Below are 18021 nucleotides of genomic sequence, written 5' to 3'. Positions count from 1 at the left end.
TGAACCATTTTGCCTCAAACCTCGATGGTGCCGTTTATGAGTTTACGGCCTAGCTTTGTGCGTGATCCGCTGTCCAATCGGCTCGGCGCCGGGGGAGGGCGGGTCAGCGGAACCTGAAGGCGCTGCCGAAGGTTGTCCACCGCTGAAGGAGTGACGCATGTTCAAGTCGATAGCCGTGGCCGCGCGCGACCGGGGGCGGATGGCCGAAGTCTCGGCGGTGATCGCCCGGTTCGGCCTTGAAGCGCTGGCAGTGCGCCTGGGGCTGGGGGACGGGGCAGCCGAGGACAGCGCGCAGCCCCGCGACTTGCCGGCCCGCACGCGCAAGGCGCTGGAGGCGCTCGGCCCGACTTATGTGAAGCTCGGCCAGATCCTCGCCACCCGGCGCGACTTGCTGCCCGATCCGTGGATCGCCGCCTTCGAGCAACTCCAGAGCGATGCCCCGCGCATTCCCTTCGAGGACTTGCGGGGCGAGGTGGAAGCCGTGCTCGGCGGGCCGCCGGAAACCGTCTTCGCGCATTTCGATGCCGAGCCGCTGGCGGCTGCCTCGATCGCGCAAGTCCACCGGGCGCGCTTGCAGGACGGCACCGAGGTTGCGGTAAAGATACGCCGCCCCGGCATTCGCGCGCGGATGGAGGCGGACCTCAGGCTGATGCGCCACCTCGCCGCGATCGCCGAGGCGCGCAGCGCTGCGGTGCGCCGGATGAAGCCTGCCGCGATGATCGAAGAGCTTGGCCGCGAAATCCTCGCCGAACTCGATTTCACCAACGAGGGGCGCAATGCCGACCTGCTGCGCGCCGATCTTGCCGCGCTGGAGCGGGTCACGGTGCCGCGCATTCACTGGCAATGGACCGGCGAGCCGGTGCTGGTCATGGACTATGTGGAAGGCATCCCCCCGCGCGATCCCGAGGTACTGAAGGAGGCGGGCATCGATCCCTCGCGCATCGCCGCGCTCGGTGCGCAGCTGGTGCTGGAGATGGTGCTGGTGAGCGGCCGCTTCCATGCCGACCCGCATCCGGGGAATCTGCTGTGCCAGCCCGGAGACGGACTGGCGCTGCTCGATCTCGGCTCGGTGGGGTTTGTCAGTCCGCGCCGCCAGCACGAGTTCCTGACCTTCATCCTCGCCTTGCGCAGCGGCGATCCCGGCGGCGTGGCGGACATGCTGGCGGCCTGGTCGCAGAGCGGCGAGGTGGCCCGTGACACGCTGCTCGCCGCCTCCGAGCGGCTGGTCGCGCGGCACGGCACGGGGTCGCTGGTGCTCGGCGCGATGATGGCGGACTTCTTCCCGCTGCTGCGGCAGCAGGGACTGGTGCTGCCGCCCGACCTCGTGCTGATCTTCAAGGCGATGGTGACGATGGACGGGGTCTTGACGGGCATCGCGCCGGATTTCGACTTGTCCGAGGCGCTGGAGCGGATGCGCGGCAAGCTGGTCGCCTCGCGCCTGCAGCGCCTTGCCGCGCCGGACAGGCTGGAGACGGCGCTGCTCGAACTGACGCGCCTTGCCGATGAGGCGCCGCGCTTCCTGCGCGCCGCCTCGGCGCGGCTGGAAGCCTCGCCGCCGCCCGCCCGGGATGCCCGGGACGAGGGCACGGCCCGCGCGGTACGGCTGGCGGGATGGCTGATCGGCGGCGCCGTGGTGCTCCACGCCGCCGCCGACCTGCTCATTCACTGGACCTGAGTTATCGGCGCGCCGCCTCCGAGGTGTCGCGCGCGGCCTTGAACTCGGACCCCGGCTTCCACTGCGGCCACTTGGCCGAACGGGCCAGTTCCTCGCCGATGGTGCGGATCAGTTCGACGTCCTGCACCGCGCCTTCCATCTTCCATGCGGGCGACCAGGCGTCGCAGGCCTGGTGGTAGCACTGGCCGGTATAGGCATCGATCCAGGCCTGGCCGGCCTTGACCCCGCCGTCCTTGAGATCGGCGGCGCCTGCAAGGCCCATCATCAGCATCACCGGCACGCCGCGCTTGGCGAAGGAGAAGTGGTCGGCGCGGTAGAACAGGCCGCGCTCGGGCAGGCTTTCGGTGGTCACGCGGCGGCCCTGGGTTGCCGCGACGCGCGCCATGTCGTCCTCCAGCGTGTCCTGGCCCTTGCCGATCACGGTGACGTCGTTGGCGGCGCCTGCGGTCTGGAGCACGTCGATGGTGAGGTTGGCGACGGTCTTCTCCATCGGGAAGACCGGGTTGGCGGCATAGAATTCGGAGCCGAGCAGCCCGCGCTCTTCCGCCGTCCAGGCCGCGAAGACGACGGTGCGCTGCGGCGCCGGTTCGCTCTTCATGACGCGGGCGATGTCGAGGATGCCGGCGATGCCGATGCCGTCGTCGTTGGCACCCGCGCGGTAGATGCGGCCCTGGGCGTCGGGAGCGCCCTTGCCATAGGCATCCCAGTGGGCGCCGAACATCACCGTCTCGTCCTTGCGGGTGGTGCCGGGGATCTGCGCCAGCACGTTGTGGCTCATGACTTCCTCGTGGGCGACCGGGACATCGGCATCGAAGGTCACGCCCTTGAGGGGCACCGGCTTGAAGTCCGGACGGCGCGCGGCGACCGAGAGCCGGGCAAGGTCCAGCCCGGCCGAGGCGAACAGGCGCGTCGCCGCGTCGGCGGAGAGCCAGCCCTGCAGCGCCAGGCTGGTGAGCTTGTCCTTGCTGCGCACGATGTCGTAGTTCTCGCCGCCCGGGCTGGTGACGACGTTCCAGCCATAGCCCGCGCCCGCCGTGTCATGCACGATCAGTGCGCCGATCGCGCCCTGCCGCGCGGCTTCCTCGAACTTGTAGGTCCAGCGGCCGTAGTAGGTCATCGTCCGGTCGCCGAACTTGCCGGCGGCGGGCTCGCCCTTCTTCGCGTAGAAGTCGGGATCGTTGATGAGGAAGACAACGAGCTTGCCCTTGAGGTCCATGCCCTTGAAGTCGTCCCAGCCGCGCTCGGGTGCATGCACGCCGTAGCCGACGAAGACCACCGGCGCGCCGGCGATCCGCGCGCTGTCCTCGGGGCGCAGGGTGGAGATGTAGATGTCCTTGGCGACCGTCACCGGCATCGCCCCCTTGGGGCCTGCGAAGGCGAGCGTCCGGGGCGCGCCGAGTTTGGTGTGCAGCAGCGGCACTTTCTGCACCCACTGGCCGTCCGGCCCGGCAGGCTGGAGGCCGATGTCTTGGAACCGCGCGATCAGGTAGCCGATGGTGCGCTCCTCACCCACGGTGCCCGGCGCGCGGCCCTCGAAAGTATCGGACGAGAGCGTCTTCACGTCGGCGACCATGCGGTCGGCATCGATGGCCTCACGCGCGATGGCAGGGTGGCAGACGGAGGCGAGCAGCGCGGCGACGGGCGCGAGGAGGGACTTTTTCATAGCCCCCGCTTTTAGAGCGTTTTTCGAACGGAGTGGAACACGCAGTGACTCGGAAAAACGCGGAAAACAAAGAATCTGGAGAGCCCGATCTGATTCAATCAGATCGGAAACTGCTCTAGGCAGCGGGGCAGGGGAGGCAAGCGTGCTCTGGACAGGCGCGGCGCCGGTGGACGCAGGGGCCGCGGCCGCAAAGCAGAATGTCTTGGACAAGCGGCGGGTTTTGTCCGAAACGCTGTGAACTACCTTGGATCGCTAGGGAGAACAGAGATCCCCATTTCATGACCGCCGCCCCTCTTGCGGGACTGCCTTGCGCCTCGGCGGGTGGGCTGCATGCCGTCCCTGGCATGTGCGAGCAGATTGCCGCCTTCGACTGGAGCACGACCCCGCTGGGCTCGCGCGAAGACTGGCCGGTCGAACTGCGTCTCGTGGTCGAGCAGATGCTCGATTCCCGCTTCCCCAAGGCGATCATCTGGGGCGCCGGGCTGACGACGCTCTACAACGATGCCTTCGTGCCGATCCTGGGTGACAAGCCGGCCCCGCTTGGGCGCTCGTTTGCCGATATATGGTCCGAGGCATGGGAGATCATCGGCCCGATCGCCGATCGCGCCTTTGCCGGCGAGCCCACCTACATCGAGGATTTCCCGCTGGAGGTCGAGCGTTTCGGCTACCGCGAGCAGGCCTGGTTCACGTTCTGCTACAGTCCGCTCAGGATGGCCGACGGCTCCGTCGGCGGCATGCTCGACACCGTGGTCGAGACGACCGGCAAGATGCGCGCGCAGGCCGCGCTGGCGCTCGCCAACCAGGAACTGGGGCACCGCCTCAAGAACACGCTCGCCCTCGTCCAGGCGATCGCGCGCCAGAGCCTGCGCGGTTCGGCGGAGCCGGGGGCGCTGGACGCCTTTTCGGCGCGGCTGGCGGCGATGGGCAAGGCCCATAACGTCCTGATCCATCAGGACTGGTCGGCGGCCTCGCTGGAACAGGTGGTGCATTCCTCGATCGCGATGCATGTCGCCCGCGAGCGCATATCGATCGCCGGGCCGCAATTGCAGATCGGCTCGCGTGCGGTGGTGGCACTCTCGCTCATGCTGCACGAACTGACGACCAATGCGATCAAGTATGGCGCCCTGTCGAATGAGACGGGCAGCGTCGGCTTCTGGTGGGAACTGGATGGCGAGAGCCTGACCCTGCACTGGCAGGAGCGAGGCGGCCCGCCGGTCTGCGCGCCGCAGCGCAAGGGCTTCGGTTCGCGGTTGATTGACATGGGTTTCGGTTCCCGCAGCACGGTCGAGCAGCGCTACGAGGCCGATGGGTTCAGTCTGGAGATCAGGGCGCCGCTGATCGAACTGGTGACGTGAGATCAGCGTTGGCGTGTCTTGGCGGCCCCATTTTTGCGGCCTTATCTTTGCGGCTTGAGCCGCGGTAGGCCGCGGGAAGGGGCGGCGGCAAATGCAACTGCCCCGCCGCCGGACAGTATCGCGGCTGCAGGGCAGCAAAAAGGCGGGCCGGACGCTGTGTCCGACCCGCCTTTCGCGAATTTCCAAACGGGTTCTCAGCGGCAGCGCGAATAGTTGCCGGCGCGGCAGGCGGCGACGTCGCGGCGCCACTGCGCGAGATCGGCCTCGTAGTCGCGGCGGGCCTGGGCATAGTCGCGCGACTGGCGGGCGTAATCGGCTCGGCCTGACGGGTAGTCGCCTTCCTCGAAATCGCCGTCATCATCGCCCGACTGGCGATAGGCCTTCCAGCCCTTGGCATACTGCGCATCGCGCTGGCGCACGTAGGCGAGCTGGTCCTGGTTGAGCTTGCGGATGATCGCCCGGTCGCGGGCGATGGCCTCGGGCGTCATCGTCGGATCGCGCGGATCGTCGGCGAGCGCCGGGCTGGCGAATGCAGTGGCCAGCGTTGCCGCGGACACCATTGCGAATGCCGGCGCGCCCAGTGCGCGCAGGAAATGCGACCCCCTCATCATTGTACTCCGTCCCTGAAGGTGTTTGCACGCATCTCTGGCGGTCTTCGCGGCGGCGCGCAAAGCCAATGCGACGAATTGCGCGGCGCGGAGACGGAGTGTGGCCTGTCTGCGGCGGGCTGCGCGGTGCGGCGGGAACCCGGCGCGAAGGGCGCTGGTGGCGGCGTAATTGCCGGATCTTCCGCCGCTTTTGCCAAAGTGGGGCGGCTTTATGTCGCGTTATAAAAATACTGTTATTCGTTAAAATGAGTTTGTGATGGGATATGGAATGAACTTAATGTCTTTATAAAAGTATGTCCTGTGAAATGATCGATTGTCATCTGCGGGGTGATCGCAAATTGCGCGTGCGGGCATCTATCGAAGGTGCGCCGGCCCCGCATGGGCGGCGGGACCGGCGTGCCTTCGGGCCTTGACCTAGCGCTGCGCGAGGACGGCGAGGGTGCCGCCGCCGTTCCCGGCAAGTGCCAGGCTCTCGCCGCGTTCACGGGCGGCCATCTGCCGGGCGAAGAGTTCGTCGCGCGCCGCATAGGCACGCTCGGTGGATTCGTCGCGGCAGGTCATCATCCCACCGAACGCGGGAAGGTCTCGGAAATCCGCCGATCCGCAGACCTTGCGGACGGCGGAATCGAGGCGGTTGGTCAGGCGGTCGCGGCCTGCCTCGCTATCGAGATTGAGGTCGCCGTAGCGGACCTCGACACGCGGAACATCCTTTTCGATCTGGTGCTTGACGACCACTTCCTCGGCGGCGGCCGGTGCGGCCAGCGCGATCATGGTGGCTGCGGTCACGGCCATGGCGAAAGTGCAATGAAACCTGTGCATCTTGGGTACTCCTCCTGAGAGTGCAGCATCCATCATCCCCGCAGCCTCCCTGCTGCGCGAACCTGAAAGCTGCCTGCGGCCCGGACGAATTCCGAAAAAGGCAAAGTTGTGCAGATGCTTGTTCCGCCGGCTCGATGGCTCGCCGGAAGGTACTGCATGGACTGCTGTTCGCCCGTGTTGCGACGATCCTGGCCAAGCGATTGTTATGCTGCCTTTACTTATTTCAACGAGGCAGAAAACACGGCAAAGGGTGAGTCGATACTCTATTCGGGCAGGGACTCTATTACTCCTGACGATGACGCTTTCAAGTCCGCAAACCCCCTGATCGGCAAACGGCATCGGCGCTTCGATGGAGTGCATTGAATCGCCGACGAATGGCGTGGCGATAAATCTGCAGGCGCTGTGAGGCGGGGTGGGGCATGCGTTGATTTCCTCAGGCGCGTTCCCAAATGACGCCGGACCGGTCCATGCTGCGGCATGGCTTGCGTGTCGCGAACAAATCTGGAACATACCGCCCCCATGAGTCTCTCCCACATCACCGTCCGCGGCGCCCGTGAGCACAACCTCAAGGGTTTCGACATCGAACTCCCGCGCGAGAAGCTGATCGTCATCACCGGCCTGTCGGGTTCGGGCAAGTCCAGCCTCGCGTTCGACACGATCTATGCCGAGGGCCAGCGTCGCTATGTCGAGAGCCTCTCGGCCTATGCGCGCCAGTTCCTGGAGATGATGCAGAAGCCCGACGTCGAGCATATCGACGGCCTCAGCCCGGCGATCTCGATCGAGCAGAAGACCACCAGCCGCAACCCGCGCTCCACGGTGGCGACGGTGACCGAGATCTGGGACTACATGCGCCTGCTCTGGGCGCGCGTGGGCATTCCCTATTCGCCCGCCACCGGCCTGCCGATCGAGGCGCAGACCGTCTCCAACATGGTCGACCGGGTGATGGAGCTGCCCGAAGGCACCCGCGCCTACCTGCTCGCGCCGGTCGTGCGCGGACGCAAGGGTGAATACCGCAAGGAACTCGCCGAGTGGCAGAAGGCGGGCTACACCCGCGTGCGGATCGACGGCGAACTCTACGCCATCGAGGACGCCCCCGCGCTCGACAAGAAGTACAAGCACGACATCGAGGTCGTGGTCGACCGCATCGCGGTCAAGGACGGCATCCAGACCCGCCTGGCCGACAGCTTCGAACAGGCGCTGAAGCTGGCCGAGGGGCTTGCCTATATCGACCTTGCCGACGGCGTCGTGCCGGGGCGCGAGGAGGCGGGTAAAGGCAAGAAGAACCTCAAGGGCACCGGCCTGCCGCCCAACCGCATCGTCTTCTCGGAAAAGTTCGCCTGCCCGGTCTCGGGCTTCACGATCGAGGAGATCGAGCCGCGGCTGTTCTCGTTCAACGCCCCGCAGGGGGCGTGCCCGGCCTGCGATGGCCTCGGCGAGAAGCTGCTGTTCGACCCGCAACTGGTGGTGCCCAACGAGCATCTCAGCCTCAAGCAGGGCGCCATCGTGCCCTGGGCCAAGTCGAACCCGCCTTCGCCTTATTACATGCAGGTGCTCTCCAGCCTGGCCGAGCACTTCGGGTTCGACCTGACCACGCCGTGGGACGCACTGCAGACCGAGCTCAAGATCGTCATCCTCTACGGCACCGGCGGCAAGGCCGTGCCGCTGACGTTCAAGGACGGCAAGAAGGAATACACGGTCAACAAGCCGTTCGAAGGCGTGATCGGCAACCTCAACCGCCGCATGATCCAGACCGACTCTGCCTGGATGCGCGAGGAGCTGTCCAAGTTCCAGACCGCGCAGCCCTGCGAGACCTGCGAGGGCAAGCGCCTCAAGCCCGAGGCGCTCTCGGTCAAGATCGCCGGCAGCGACATCGCCGACGCCGCGCGGCTTTCGGTGGCGGACGGCTTTGCGTGGTTCGGAGAGCTTGAGGGCAAGCTGACCAGCCAGCAGCAACAGATCGCCAGGGCCATCCTCAAGGAAATCAACGAGCGGCTGGGCTTCCTCAACAACGTCGGGCTCGATTACCTCAACCTCGACCGTACCAGCGGCACGCTGTCAGGCGGCGAGAGCCAGCGCATCCGCCTCGCCAGCCAGATCGGCTCGGGCCTCTCGGGCGTGCTCTACGTGCTCGACGAACCCTCGATCGGCCTCCACCAGCGCGACAACGACATGCTGCTGGAAACGCTCAAGCGCCTGCGCGACCTCGGCAATACGGTGATCGTCGTCGAGCATGACGAGGACGCGATCCGCACCGCCGACCACATCGTCGACCTTGGCCCCGGCGCCGGCGTCCATGGCGGCGAAGTCGTGGCCGAAGGCACGCTGAAGCAGGTACTGAAAGCCAAGAACAGCCTCACCGCCGCCTACCTCAACGGCACCCGCAAGATCGAGGTGCCGGCCGAGCGTCGCAAGGGCAGCGGCAAGAAGATCGTGGTCGAGAACGCCCGCGCCAACAACCTGCAGGGCGTCACCGCCGCGTTCCCGCTCGGCACGTTCTGCTGCGTCACCGGCGTGTCCGGATCGGGCAAAAGCTCGCTCACCATCGATACGCTGCAGGCGGGCGCGTCGCGCCAGCTCAACGGCGCGCGCGTGGTGGCCGGGGCGCATGACCGGATCACCGGGCTCGAACACTGCGACAAGGTAATCGAGATCGACCAGTCCCCGATCGGCCGCACCCCGCGCTCCAACCCCGCCACCTACACCGGCGCCTTCACCCAGATTCGTGACTGGTTCGCCGGGCTGCCGGAATCCGAGGCACGCGGCTACAAGGCCGGGCGCTTCAGCTTCAACGTCAAGGGCGGCCGGTGCGAGGCGTGCCAGGGCGACGGTCTGATCAAGATCGAGATGCACTTCCTGCCCGACGTCTACGTCACCTGCGAGGAATGCCACGGCAAGCGCTACAACCGCGAAACGCTGGAGGTGAAGTTCAAGGGCCACTCCATCGCCGACGTGCTGGACATGACGATCGAGGACGCGGAAGAGTTCTTCAAGGCCGTGCCGCCGATCCGCGACAAGATGCACATGCTGAACGAAGTCGGCCTCGGCTACGTCAAGGTGGGCCAGCAGGCCACCACGCTGTCCGGCGGTGAGGCGCAGCGCGTGAAGCTCGCCAAGGAACTCGCCCGCCGCTCCACCGGGCAGACGCTCTACATCCTCGACGAGCCGACCACCGGCCTCCACTTCGAGGACGTGCGCAAGCTGCTGGAAGTGCTCCACCGCCTTGTCGAGCAGGGCAATTCGGTGGTGGTGATCGAGCACAACCTCGACGTCATCAAGACCGCCGACTGGATCATCGACATGGGCCCCGAAGGCGGCGTGCGCGGCGGTCAGGTGATTGCGGAAGGCACGCCGGAAGATATCGTGAAGGTTAAGAAGTCCTTCACCGGGCACTATTTGAAGCCGTTGCTTTCAAGCTGGGCGAAATGAGCGTGGCCAAGTGAGCGAGAAGGGCGACGCCAACTCCGGCTACCGACCCGAGTTCGTCGCCGCCCTCCAGCTTTTCGCGCGCGTCAGCGAGGCCATGTACGGGCGCGGCCTGCAGCGCCCCATTCTCGTGGGCGGAGCGGCTGCTGAGTTCTGGTCACTCAGCGCTGTCACTACCGGCGACTTTGATATCTGCACCACCCGTCAGTCCGAACTTGAAGAGGAGATGAAGCGGGCTGGCCTCGTTCGTCCGAGTGGCGCCGGTGCCATGCTCAAAGGCTGGATTCACCCGGAATTGCGCCTCGGTTTCGAGGTCGTTGCTGAAGTGCCAATGGATGGCAACATCGAGCCCGCCCGTTTGCGCTTGATCCGTCCTATCGGTGAAGCCGCACTGTTTCGTGTGATTTGCGTTGAAGACCTTCGCAGACCGCATGGGCCAGTTCGCCTCGCGCAGCGCGCCGGACCGCATCGATCAGGCGCGGATACTGCTATCCCTTCACCCCGATGCGGATCTGGATTATCTTGAACGCCGCATCCGCGAGGAAAGCATGGGCGATTATGGCGTTGAAGACATCATCGACTGAACTGGACGAGACGGTCATGGATATGGCCGAACTTGGCGCGCGCCTTGCCGCGCGCCGCAAAGCGGCGAAAATTTCTCACTTGCCGCGCAATGCCGCGGTGGATCGCACGCCTTCCAAACAGGCCCTGTTGGATCAAATCGCGAAGACCGGCGCGAACTGGTAGCGGCTCGTTCCTGCAACGCGGGGATTACGCGAAGCACGTCAGAGGACAGGTTGATCAAGAACAAGTTTGGCGAGGTTCGCGGGCCTTAGGGGGTTTCCGGCGTGTGCGGGAGTCTCGCGTGTTGCTGGTGCCGATCAGGATGCCGGTGCGAATTCCGGCTCGTCGAACTTGCCGTTCGATCGGATGGCGTCGATTGTCATCTGGAGGTGGACGGCCGGGACATGCTGGCCGCAGGCGTCAAGGCGCGCGAGGAGCGTTGTGAGTTCCGCTACGATCTGCTGCAGTTCCGTCGCAGTTTCTTGATCGACCATCGACGCCTCCTGCGTAATTCTACGTAGAATTAGCATTTGATCCTCGTCATGACAAGAAATGCAATCTTTGCGACCCGATTGCGGCAAGTAGTTTTCTGTCAAAGAGTTTCAGCGTAGATGCGCAGGCAATTGGCTATCGCGTTGTAACCATTGTCAGTGAGCCGGATGAACGAGCGGCGTTTGTCCGAAGGATCATCGAAGCGTTCGATCCATTTCCGGCCTTCGAGAAGCGATATCCAGCGCAGTCCGGTGGTCGGGGAGACTGCAGATGCGATGGTCGCGGATGTGATGCTGATGTTTTTGCCTGAATGATGGTGTGAAAAGAGGTCCAGCATCAAGTCCCATGCAGGTTCGCCAAGCAGATCAATGGGGAGGAATTCGGCGCGCTTTCTTCTCGCCCGATAAAGCAGGGTGGCAATTTGCGTCAGTCTTTTGTCGTCGATTCTGGCGCTGGCATCCGCATTATGTCCGGTCAGTACCGTTTCTATATGGGCCGTTATCTTTTCCAGGAGCGGCCCAAGGCGATCAACTTCCCTCAATAGATCCATGGTCTTTGAGTTGGTCAAATCCATTTGTTCTCATCCCGTCATTTGTCATTGGACGAAAATGGATGATTCGTTCCTCCGCGCCAAACGCCATCGTTCAAAGCTACAAAGAGTTAACCGCTGACGCCGTAAGTGTTCAATAGTCGCCGGATATCCTCCATTGCAGTTAGTTAATTCACGCGTGATTTTGTGGTGGGATAGAAGCGCAGCCAAGGCAATGTATGTGCAAGGGGGGCGCGCATGTCGCTTTATGACGCTGGTGCAGCCAATGTTCTGATGTTTGATCGCGGACGATCGGGTGGCGATGGCTTGGGGGAGCGTTGTCGCGGTGGAGGGCGCAGCGACAAGGGCGATGTTGTGGCGTTCCTGGCCTGTGTGGCGGGCAGTCTGCTGCTGTGGAGCGTGATCGCTGCGGCTATCTGGATATTTTTCGCAGGAGCGCCGCACATCTTGCTGCCGCTGGAATGACGGAGTGGGCCGATTGGCAAGAGCCCGGAGCGGGTGGTTCGGTGCAGTCTGATCGGCAGTTCTAGAGCGTTTTTCGAACGGCGTGGAGCACGCAGTCTCTCGGAAAAACGCGGAAAACAAAGAATCTGGAGAGCCCGATCTGATTCAACCAGATCGGAAAACGCTCTAAATCTGGCCGTGGCAACCATGCGTCCGGCCCCTTTCCTACACCTCCCCACATGCAATAAATGATCCGGTTCACCCCGGCGCGGCGGCGTCGGGGCTTTGGCTCCAGTCCTGGGGGTGAACCCATGTCCGACCCTTCACACTCTTCCTATTCCACCGCTGCCGGGCGGGGGTGGATTCCGGCGTCTCGCGATATCGGGTTGCCGGGGGAGTCCTTTGCGCGAGCCCGGCGCCTCGTCGAGAGCGATTGCGGCTTTGATGCGGCGCATTGCCCTTCGGGTCGGTGGGGCGACGGGGATGGGCTGGGTGAGGGGCTTGCTCGCGGGCAGGGCGCTTCGGGGCCATCGGGCGCGGCGGGAAGGGTTGGGGAGCGCGAGGGCGATGGCCCTCGCATTTTCTCTGGTTCTTCCTGTTCTGCCGATCTGGCGTTCGGCGAGGTCGCGAGTCCCCTCCACCATCGAGCGGATGCTCCCCCTCCCCGTGCCGGGGAGGGCTCTCACAATTCCTGGACGGCGGAGCGGAAGGTTCGGTTTCTGCACCGGCTGGCTGAGCGGGGCGACGTGCGCTCGGCGGCGGCGGCGGTCGGGATGAGCCGGCAGTCGGCTTATGTGCTGCGGCGGCGGGATGGGCTTTTCGCGCAGGGGTGGGATGCGGCGCTGGTGCTGGCGCGGCGGCATGTCGAGGAAGTGTTGGCGACGCGGGCGCTCGATGGGGTGGAGGAGGCCGTGTTCTATCACGGCGAGCAGGTGGCGGTGCGGCGGCGGTTCGATGCGCGGCTGCTCTTGGCGCATCTGGCGCGGCTCGACCGGGCGGCGGAGGAGACCGAGGCGGGCGCTCACGCCCAGCGGTTCGACGAGGTGCTGGCGCGGGTGGCGGGCGCGGTGCCGGAGGAGCTGGCTCTGCTGGACGGCGAGGATGAAGGCGCGGCGCTACCGGCGGAGCGATCGCGCTATGTGGCGGAATTGGGCGCGGCGATGGCGATGGCCGAGCGTGAGGCCTGGCTCGATGCGGTGGATGCCGGGGAGTCGGTCGGCGGCGAGATCGGCGAGGGCCCGGCGCTCGATCTGGCGGCGTGCCGCTCGGCGGCGGCGGGCGAGTGGGATGCGTGGCAGGGCCGGGCGGTGGCGTGCGTGGACGGGGTGCTGGCCGGGGACTGGGCGCCGATGGAGTTCAAGTCGGCGCGTGGGGCGCAAAACGGGGGCCGAAACGGAGCCCAAGGCGGGGCTGGACGGTTTTGCGCTGGACCGTGTCAACTGTGTCAACCGCACGGCGCGGCGGGCGCGCGAAAAAATTTCGGCGGCCGGGAACTCCATGGTGCTGGCGGTGTTTCTATGGGTGAAGGCCGGCGCGGTGCTTCCCCCACCCCCCTCCGTTACCGCGTCGGCCTAACCTCTTTTCAGATCAGGCAGAGCAGCGGATCAGTCGTCGTCGCGGACGGCGATTTCGACCTTGCCGGAGCCGGCGCGCGAGATGCCGATCTTGTCGGCAGCGGCCTTGCTGAGGTCGATCAGGCGGTTCGAGTGGAACGGACCGCGGTCGTTCACGGTGACGATCACCGATTGGCCGTTGGCGGGATTGGTGACGCGGACCTGCGAGCCGAGCGGCAGGGTGCGGTGCGCGGCGGTGAGGCGGGTCGGGTCGAAGCGTTCGCCGCTGGCGGTGCGGTTGCCCGCAAGCTCGCGGCCGTAGAAGCTGGCCATGCCCGAACCGATGGTCTCGAACGCCTGTTCGTCGGGCTCGGCAGCATCGGCGAGCGGATTGAGCGGGGCGGCTGCGGGCAGGGCGGTCTGGACCGGTGCCAGCGCGGCGGGAGCGACCATGGCGGTCGGCGCCTTGATGGCCGCAACCGGCTCGGCGCCGGGCAGCGAGACCAGCCGGCCCTCGGCGATGGCCGAAGAGGCTGGAGCTGCGATGAGCGCCGCGGTCGCCAGAGCGAAGCCGATGCGCTTTGCGAGAGCCTTAGGCGGTTGGTTTTGCTTCCCCGTCATAGGCAGGGACTCCTACAGGCAGTTCGCCGTGATGGGCACCCATGCAAAAGCGGCCCGTCGCACTTTGGCAACGGGCCGCCGGATGTCGTTAAGACGTTGAAAGGATTCGGAAGGCCGAATCCGGGGGTATTTACCTGGAGTCGCGCTGGGCGAGCAGGCGCAGGCGCAGGGCGTTCAGCTTGATGAAACCGGCCGCGTCCTTCTGGTCGTAGGCGCCGGCATCGTCCTCGAACGTGACGTGGCGTTCGGAGTAGAGCGAGTCCGCCGACTTGCGGCCGACGACCGAGGCATTGCCCTTGTAGAGCTTGAGGCGGACGGTGCCGTTCACCCGCAGCTGCGAGTGATCGATGGCGGCCTGCAGCATCTCGCGCTCCGGTGCGAACCAGAAGCCGTTGTAGATGAGCTCGGCGTACTTCGGCATCAGCTCGTCCTTGAGGTGCGCGGCGCCGCGGTCGAGCGTGATCTGCTCGATGCCGCGGTGGGCACGGGCGTAGATCTCGCCGCCGGGCGTCTCGTACATGCCGCGCGACTTCATGCCGACGAAGCGGTTCTCGACGAGGTCGAGGCGGCCGATGCCGTGCTTGCGGCCAAGCTCGTTGAGCGCGGTGAGCAGCGAGGCGGGGCTCATCGCAACGCCGTTGAGCGCGACGCCGTCACCCTTCTCGAAGTCGATGGTGATGTATTCCGGTGCGTCCGGCGCGTCTTCCGGGTTGACGGTGCGCGAGTAGACGTAGTCGGGGGTCTCTTCCCACGGATCTTCCAGGACCTTGCCTTCGGACGAAGTGTGGAGGAGGTTGGCGTCGGTCGAGAACGGGCTTTCGCCGCGCTTGTCCTTGGGGACGGGGATCTGGTGCTGCTCGGCCCAGGCGATGAGCGAGGTGCGGCTGGTGAGGTCCCACTCGCGCCAGGGGGCGATGACCTTGATGCTGGGATCGAGCGCGTAGGCCGAGAGTTCGAAGCGGACCTGGTCGTTGCCCTTGCCGGTGGCGCCGTGGGCGACCGCGTCGGCGCCGGTCTCGTGGGCGATCTCGATCAGGCGCTTGGAGATGAGCGGACGGGCGATCGAGGTGCCGAGGAGATAGTCGCCTTCGTAGCGGGCGTTGGCGCGCATCATCGGGAAGACGAAGTCGCGCACGAATTCTTCGCGCAGGTCGTCGATGTAGATGTTCTCGTCCGGCAGGCCCATCAGCTTGGCCTTGGCACGGGCCGGTTCGAGTTCCTCACCCTGACCGAGGTCGGCGGTGAAGGTCACCACTTCGCAGTTGTAGGTGACCTGAAGCCACTTGAGAATGACGCTGGTGTCGAGGCCGCCGGAGTAGGCGAGGACGACCTTCTTGATGCTGTCGGACATGGGCGCGGGCTCCGCAGGAATGGGCATTGGATTCGGGACGCGCGCCTAACAGCACGCGCCCCCTTGCGCAATGAAGGAAAGGTATGGGTCTATGCGCCGAGCAGCGCGCCTTCGGCTGCCGCCATGTAGTCGCGCGTGAACGGCAGTGTCTTGCGGGTCCGGGCATACTGGATCTGGTAGTTGCACATGCTGCCGCTTTCGAAGGCAGCGGTGGCGCCGGCGAGGTAGAAGATCCACATGCGGTAGAACCGCTCGTCCATCATCGCGATGATGGCCGCCTTGTTGGCGACGCAGCGCTTGTACCATTCGCGCAAGGTGAAGGCGTAGTGGAGGCGCAGGTTCTCGACGTCGGTGGCGATCAGGCGGAACTTCTCGCTGGCCGCAACTGTCTCGCTGAGCGCAGGGATATAGCCGCCGGGGAAGATGTACTTGCGGGTGAAGGCGTCGGTCGAGCCGGGCCCGCCCATGCGGCCGATGGTGTGAAGCAGCATCACGCCGTCATCGGGCAGAAGCTGACCGCAGGCCTTGAAGAACTGCGCGAACTGCGCCTGGCCCACGTGCTCGAACATGCCGACCGAGACGATACGGTCGAACTTCTCTCCGCGCGCCGCAAGGTCGCGGTAATCGACGAGCTGGAACGTGCACTTGTCCGCCACGCCCGCCTGCTCGGCGCGTTCGCGGGCAAGTTCGAGCTGCTCCTCGCTGAGCGTGATGCCGAGCACCGAGACATCCGCGTGCCTGGCGAGGTAGATCGCCATGCCGCCCCAGCCGCAGCCGATGTCGAGCACGCGTTGGCCAGGTTCGAGCGCCAGCTTGGCAGCGATATGCGCGAGCTTGGCGGTCTGCGCCTGCTCCAGCGTCATGCCTTCGGGATCGGGCCAGTAGGCGCAGGAGTATTGCATGTGCTCGATATCGAGGAAAAGCTTATAAAGCTCGTTGCCGATGTCGTAGTGGTGGGCGATGTTCTTCTTGGCGCTTGCCGCCTTGTTGATGCCGTCGACCAGCGTGACGAGCTTGCCGGTGACTTTCTTCAGTGCCGACTGTTCGTGCAGTTCGCCGCCCTTGTCCCACTTGGCATTGGCGCGCAGCAGTTCGACAAGCCCCATGATGTCGTCGCCTTCGACGACAAGCTTGCCATCCATGTAGGCTTCCGCCGCGCCGAGGCGGGGGTCGGTGAGAATCTGGCGCTCGGCCTTGCTGTCGGTGAAGCGGATGCGCACATCCGGGAAGCCGGGGGTCGCCGTGCCGACACGCTTTACGCTGCCGTCCGGGCGGGTGAGTTCCAGCGTGCCCTGGCGGACGCCGCGTTCGAGGAAGCGATCGAGAATTCCCATTGCCATCAGCCGTTTGTGAAGGGCGCGAAGGCCCGGAACAAGAGGGTTTCACGTGCGAAGGTCGCAAGCGAAGGCGAGAAATCCGGCAGCTTCTCTCCCTACTGCCGGGCGAGAAACAGGACGTCGCGCGGCTGCGCGAGCAGGTGCTGGCCTGAATCTACAAATAGCGTCTCCCCGCTCGCCAGCCAGCCGCTGCCCAGGAACAGCGCGGCTTCGGCGACATCGTCCGGAGTGGTCTTGCGGTGGAGCAGGTTCATGCGGTGCGAAATTTCCGTTTCGGCCTCGCTCTGGTCGTGGCTGGCGAGGATGGCGCCCGGCGCAAGGGCGTAGATCCGGTCTTCCTCGCGCTCCCGCGCCATCGAGAGCATCGGTACCGTCGCGGCAAGGGCGTGCTTGCTCATCGTGTAGGAGAAGAAGTCCGGATTGGGATTGAGCAGCTTCTGGTCGGTGACGTGGATCACCCGGCGGCCATGCGGGCTGCGTGACTGGGCGAGGAAGGCCTGCGCCAGCCGCGCCGGGGTGGCGGCATTCACCCGCATCGCCTTTTCGTATGTCGCGGGATCGAGTTTTTGCGCGGTATCGAGGTCGAACATCCCGGCGCAGTTCACCAGCACGCGCCAGTCCGCCAGTCGCTCAGCCAGTTGCGTGACCATGGCCAGGGGAGCGTCCCAGCTATCCAGCTCGCAGCTGACGATCTCGGCGCTGGACAGTTCGAGGGCCAGTTCTTCCGCCTGTGCGCGCGAGCGGCCATAGTGGATCACCACGTGCCAGCCCGCAGCGCCATAGGCACGGGCGATGGCCGCGCCGATCCGCTTGGCCCCGCCGGTGACGAGCATGGTTGGCCGTTCGCTCATGCCTGCGCTCACCTGTCACCTTGCGGTTGACACAATTGACACGGTTCAGGGGAAATTCCCGCCCCCCGATCGGCCCGGGCGGGACGGCGCTGGAGGGGCGATTGCCGGAGCATGAGGGGGAGGGGGCTTCGCGCGACCATTGCCGGCATAGGAGCATAGTCGGGCGGCTTATGAAAGGCCCCTATGCACAGACGGATAGATTGGCCGGTGGCGCGGGAGGCCCGCACGGTTGCGCGCGCGGGGCGCCGCTGTTCGCCATGGCCGCGCCCGGCACGAAAAAAGGCGCGCCGCATGCAGCGGCGCGCCTTTTTCTGTCCGGCGGTGCCGGCCGCGATCAGCGGCAGCGCGGGCGGCTGTTGTTACGGTCGACCTCGCGGCCGAGCAGGGCGCCGGCGCCGGCGCCCAGGATCGTGCCGGTGGCGCGGTCGCCGCGGGTGTCGATGGCGCGGCCAACCAATGCGCCGGCCACGCCGCCGACGAGCAGGCCGGTGGTGCCGTTCGACTTGCGGCAGCGGTAACGGCCGTCATTGCCGCGCCAGTAGCGGATACCGTTGTCGGTGTGGTGATATTCCGGGCCACGACCACGACCGCGCCCATGGGCTTCGGCGGCTTCGGTCAGCAGGCCGGTGGAAACCGTGAGGGTGGCGAGAGTGGCTGCGATCAGTGCTTTACGCATTTGTGTCCTCCATGTGGCTTGTCTGTTGCGACCTGGAGG

Annotated in this window: 17 protein-coding genes; 6 read left to right on the top strand and 11 right to left on the bottom strand. The window is 65.7% G+C overall.

The features are described 5' to 3' along the window. Positions 1 to 157: 157 nt before the first annotated feature. Positions 158 to 1675, top strand: coding sequence for an ABC1 kinase family protein (locus OKA11_RS19595; protein WP_267223455.1), 1518 nt, complete (start codon positions 158 to 160; stop codon positions 1673 to 1675). A gap of 1 nt (position 1676) precedes the next feature. On the opposite strand, the gene OKA11_RS19590 is transcribed toward OKA11_RS19595, so the two are convergent. Beyond that, a complete protein-coding gene (locus OKA11_RS19590; RefSeq protein ID WP_267223453.1) occupies positions 1677 to 3338 on the bottom strand; it encodes a M28 family metallopeptidase in 1662 nt (553 codons plus the stop codon). A 278-nt stretch (positions 3339 to 3616) separates the two neighbouring features. Between OKA11_RS19590 and OKA11_RS19585 the strand changes: the two genes are divergently transcribed. Then, positions 3617 to 4693 (top strand): sensor histidine kinase, encoded by a 1077-nt coding sequence (locus OKA11_RS19585; RefSeq protein WP_267223451.1) that lies wholly within the window; start codon positions 3617 to 3619, stop codon positions 4691 to 4693. Positions 4694 to 4887: 194 nt separating this feature from the next. On the opposite strand, the gene OKA11_RS19580 is transcribed toward OKA11_RS19585, so the two are convergent. Further along, on the bottom strand, positions 4888 to 5304 hold the full coding sequence (locus OKA11_RS19580; protein WP_267223449.1) for a hypothetical protein: 417 nt from the start codon (positions 5302 to 5304) through the stop codon (positions 4888 to 4890). A 411-nt stretch (positions 5305 to 5715) separates the two neighbouring features. Beyond that, a complete protein-coding gene (locus OKA11_RS19575) occupies positions 5716 to 6120 on the bottom strand; it encodes a UrcA family protein (protein ID WP_267223448.1) in 405 nt (134 codons plus the stop codon). Positions 6121 to 6639: 519 nt separating this feature from the next. Between OKA11_RS19575 and uvrA the strand changes: the two genes are divergently transcribed. The 3 genes from uvrA to OKA11_RS19560 are packed head-to-tail and all read left to right on the top strand — an operon-like array spanning position 6640 to position 10290. After that, a complete protein-coding gene (gene uvrA / locus OKA11_RS19570) occupies positions 6640 to 9546 on the top strand; it encodes an excinuclease ABC subunit UvrA (RefSeq protein ID WP_267223446.1) in 2907 nt (968 codons plus the stop codon). Between the two features lie 10 nt (positions 9547 to 9556). After that, the gene (locus OKA11_RS19565; RefSeq protein ID WP_267223444.1) at positions 9557 to 10069 is read left to right on the top strand and encodes a hypothetical protein; all 513 of its coding nucleotides are present in this window, start codon (positions 9557 to 9559) and stop codon (positions 10067 to 10069) included. Beyond that, positions 10066 to 10290: a hypothetical protein gene (locus OKA11_RS19560; protein ID WP_267223442.1), complete on the top strand. Its 225-nt coding sequence runs from the start codon at positions 10066 to 10068 to the stop codon at positions 10288 to 10290. Before OKA11_RS19565 ends, OKA11_RS19560 begins: the two co-directional genes overlap by 4 nt. A gap of 134 nt (positions 10291 to 10424) precedes the next feature. Here OKA11_RS19560 and OKA11_RS19555 read toward each other — a convergent pair whose 3' ends face one another. Next, positions 10425 to 10601: a hypothetical protein gene (locus tag OKA11_RS19555; protein ID WP_267223439.1), complete on the bottom strand. Its 177-nt coding sequence runs from the start codon at positions 10599 to 10601 to the stop codon at positions 10425 to 10427. Positions 10602 to 10699: 98 nt separating this feature from the next. Next, entirely contained in the window at positions 10700 to 11173 is a 474-nt protein-coding gene (locus OKA11_RS19550; protein WP_267223437.1) for a helix-turn-helix domain-containing protein, read from the bottom strand. Between the two features lie 213 nt (positions 11174 to 11386). Here OKA11_RS19550 and OKA11_RS19545 point away from each other — a divergent pair, with 213 nt between their 5' ends. Next, on the top strand, positions 11387 to 11614 hold the full coding sequence (locus OKA11_RS19545; protein WP_267223435.1) for a hypothetical protein: 228 nt from the start codon (positions 11387 to 11389) through the stop codon (positions 11612 to 11614). Positions 11615 to 12728: 1114 nt separating this feature from the next. On the opposite strand, the gene OKA11_RS19540 is transcribed toward OKA11_RS19545, so the two are convergent. From OKA11_RS19540 to OKA11_RS19515, 6 genes are all read right to left on the bottom strand, one after another. After that, complete coding sequence (locus tag OKA11_RS19540; RefSeq protein ID WP_267223433.1) at positions 12729 to 12953, bottom strand: hypothetical protein; 225 nt, start codon at positions 12951 to 12953, stop codon at positions 12729 to 12731. A gap of 244 nt (positions 12954 to 13197) precedes the next feature. Next, complete coding sequence (locus OKA11_RS19535; protein WP_267223431.1) at positions 13198 to 13767, bottom strand: septal ring lytic transglycosylase RlpA family protein; 570 nt, start codon at positions 13765 to 13767, stop codon at positions 13198 to 13200. Between the two features lie 130 nt (positions 13768 to 13897). Then, positions 13898 to 15118, bottom strand: a complete 1221-nt coding sequence (locus OKA11_RS19530) for an argininosuccinate synthase (protein WP_267223430.1) — start codon at positions 15116 to 15118, stop codon at positions 13898 to 13900. 89 nt (positions 15119 to 15207) lie between these two features. Next, positions 15208 to 16452, bottom strand: a complete 1245-nt coding sequence (locus OKA11_RS19525) for a class I SAM-dependent methyltransferase (RefSeq protein ID WP_370584585.1) — start codon at positions 16450 to 16452, stop codon at positions 15208 to 15210. 98 nt (positions 16453 to 16550) lie between these two features. Next, positions 16551 to 17306, bottom strand: coding sequence for an SDR family oxidoreductase (locus OKA11_RS19520; protein ID WP_267223427.1), 756 nt, complete (start codon positions 17304 to 17306; stop codon positions 16551 to 16553). A 334-nt stretch (positions 17307 to 17640) separates the two neighbouring features. Continuing rightward, complete coding sequence (locus OKA11_RS19515; RefSeq protein WP_207078949.1) at positions 17641 to 17982, bottom strand: glycine zipper 2TM domain-containing protein; 342 nt, start codon at positions 17980 to 17982, stop codon at positions 17641 to 17643. Positions 17983 to 18021 lie beyond the last annotated feature (39 nt).

Origin of the sequence: Novosphingobium clariflavum, assembly GCF_026420865.1 — a bacterium.
In the GTDB taxonomy this organism is placed as follows: Bacteria; Pseudomonadota; Alphaproteobacteria; order Sphingomonadales; family Sphingomonadaceae; genus Novosphingobium; species Novosphingobium clariflavum.
Note: the sequence above shows the minus strand (reverse complement) of the source record. Positions and strands in the feature narration are given on the sequence as shown.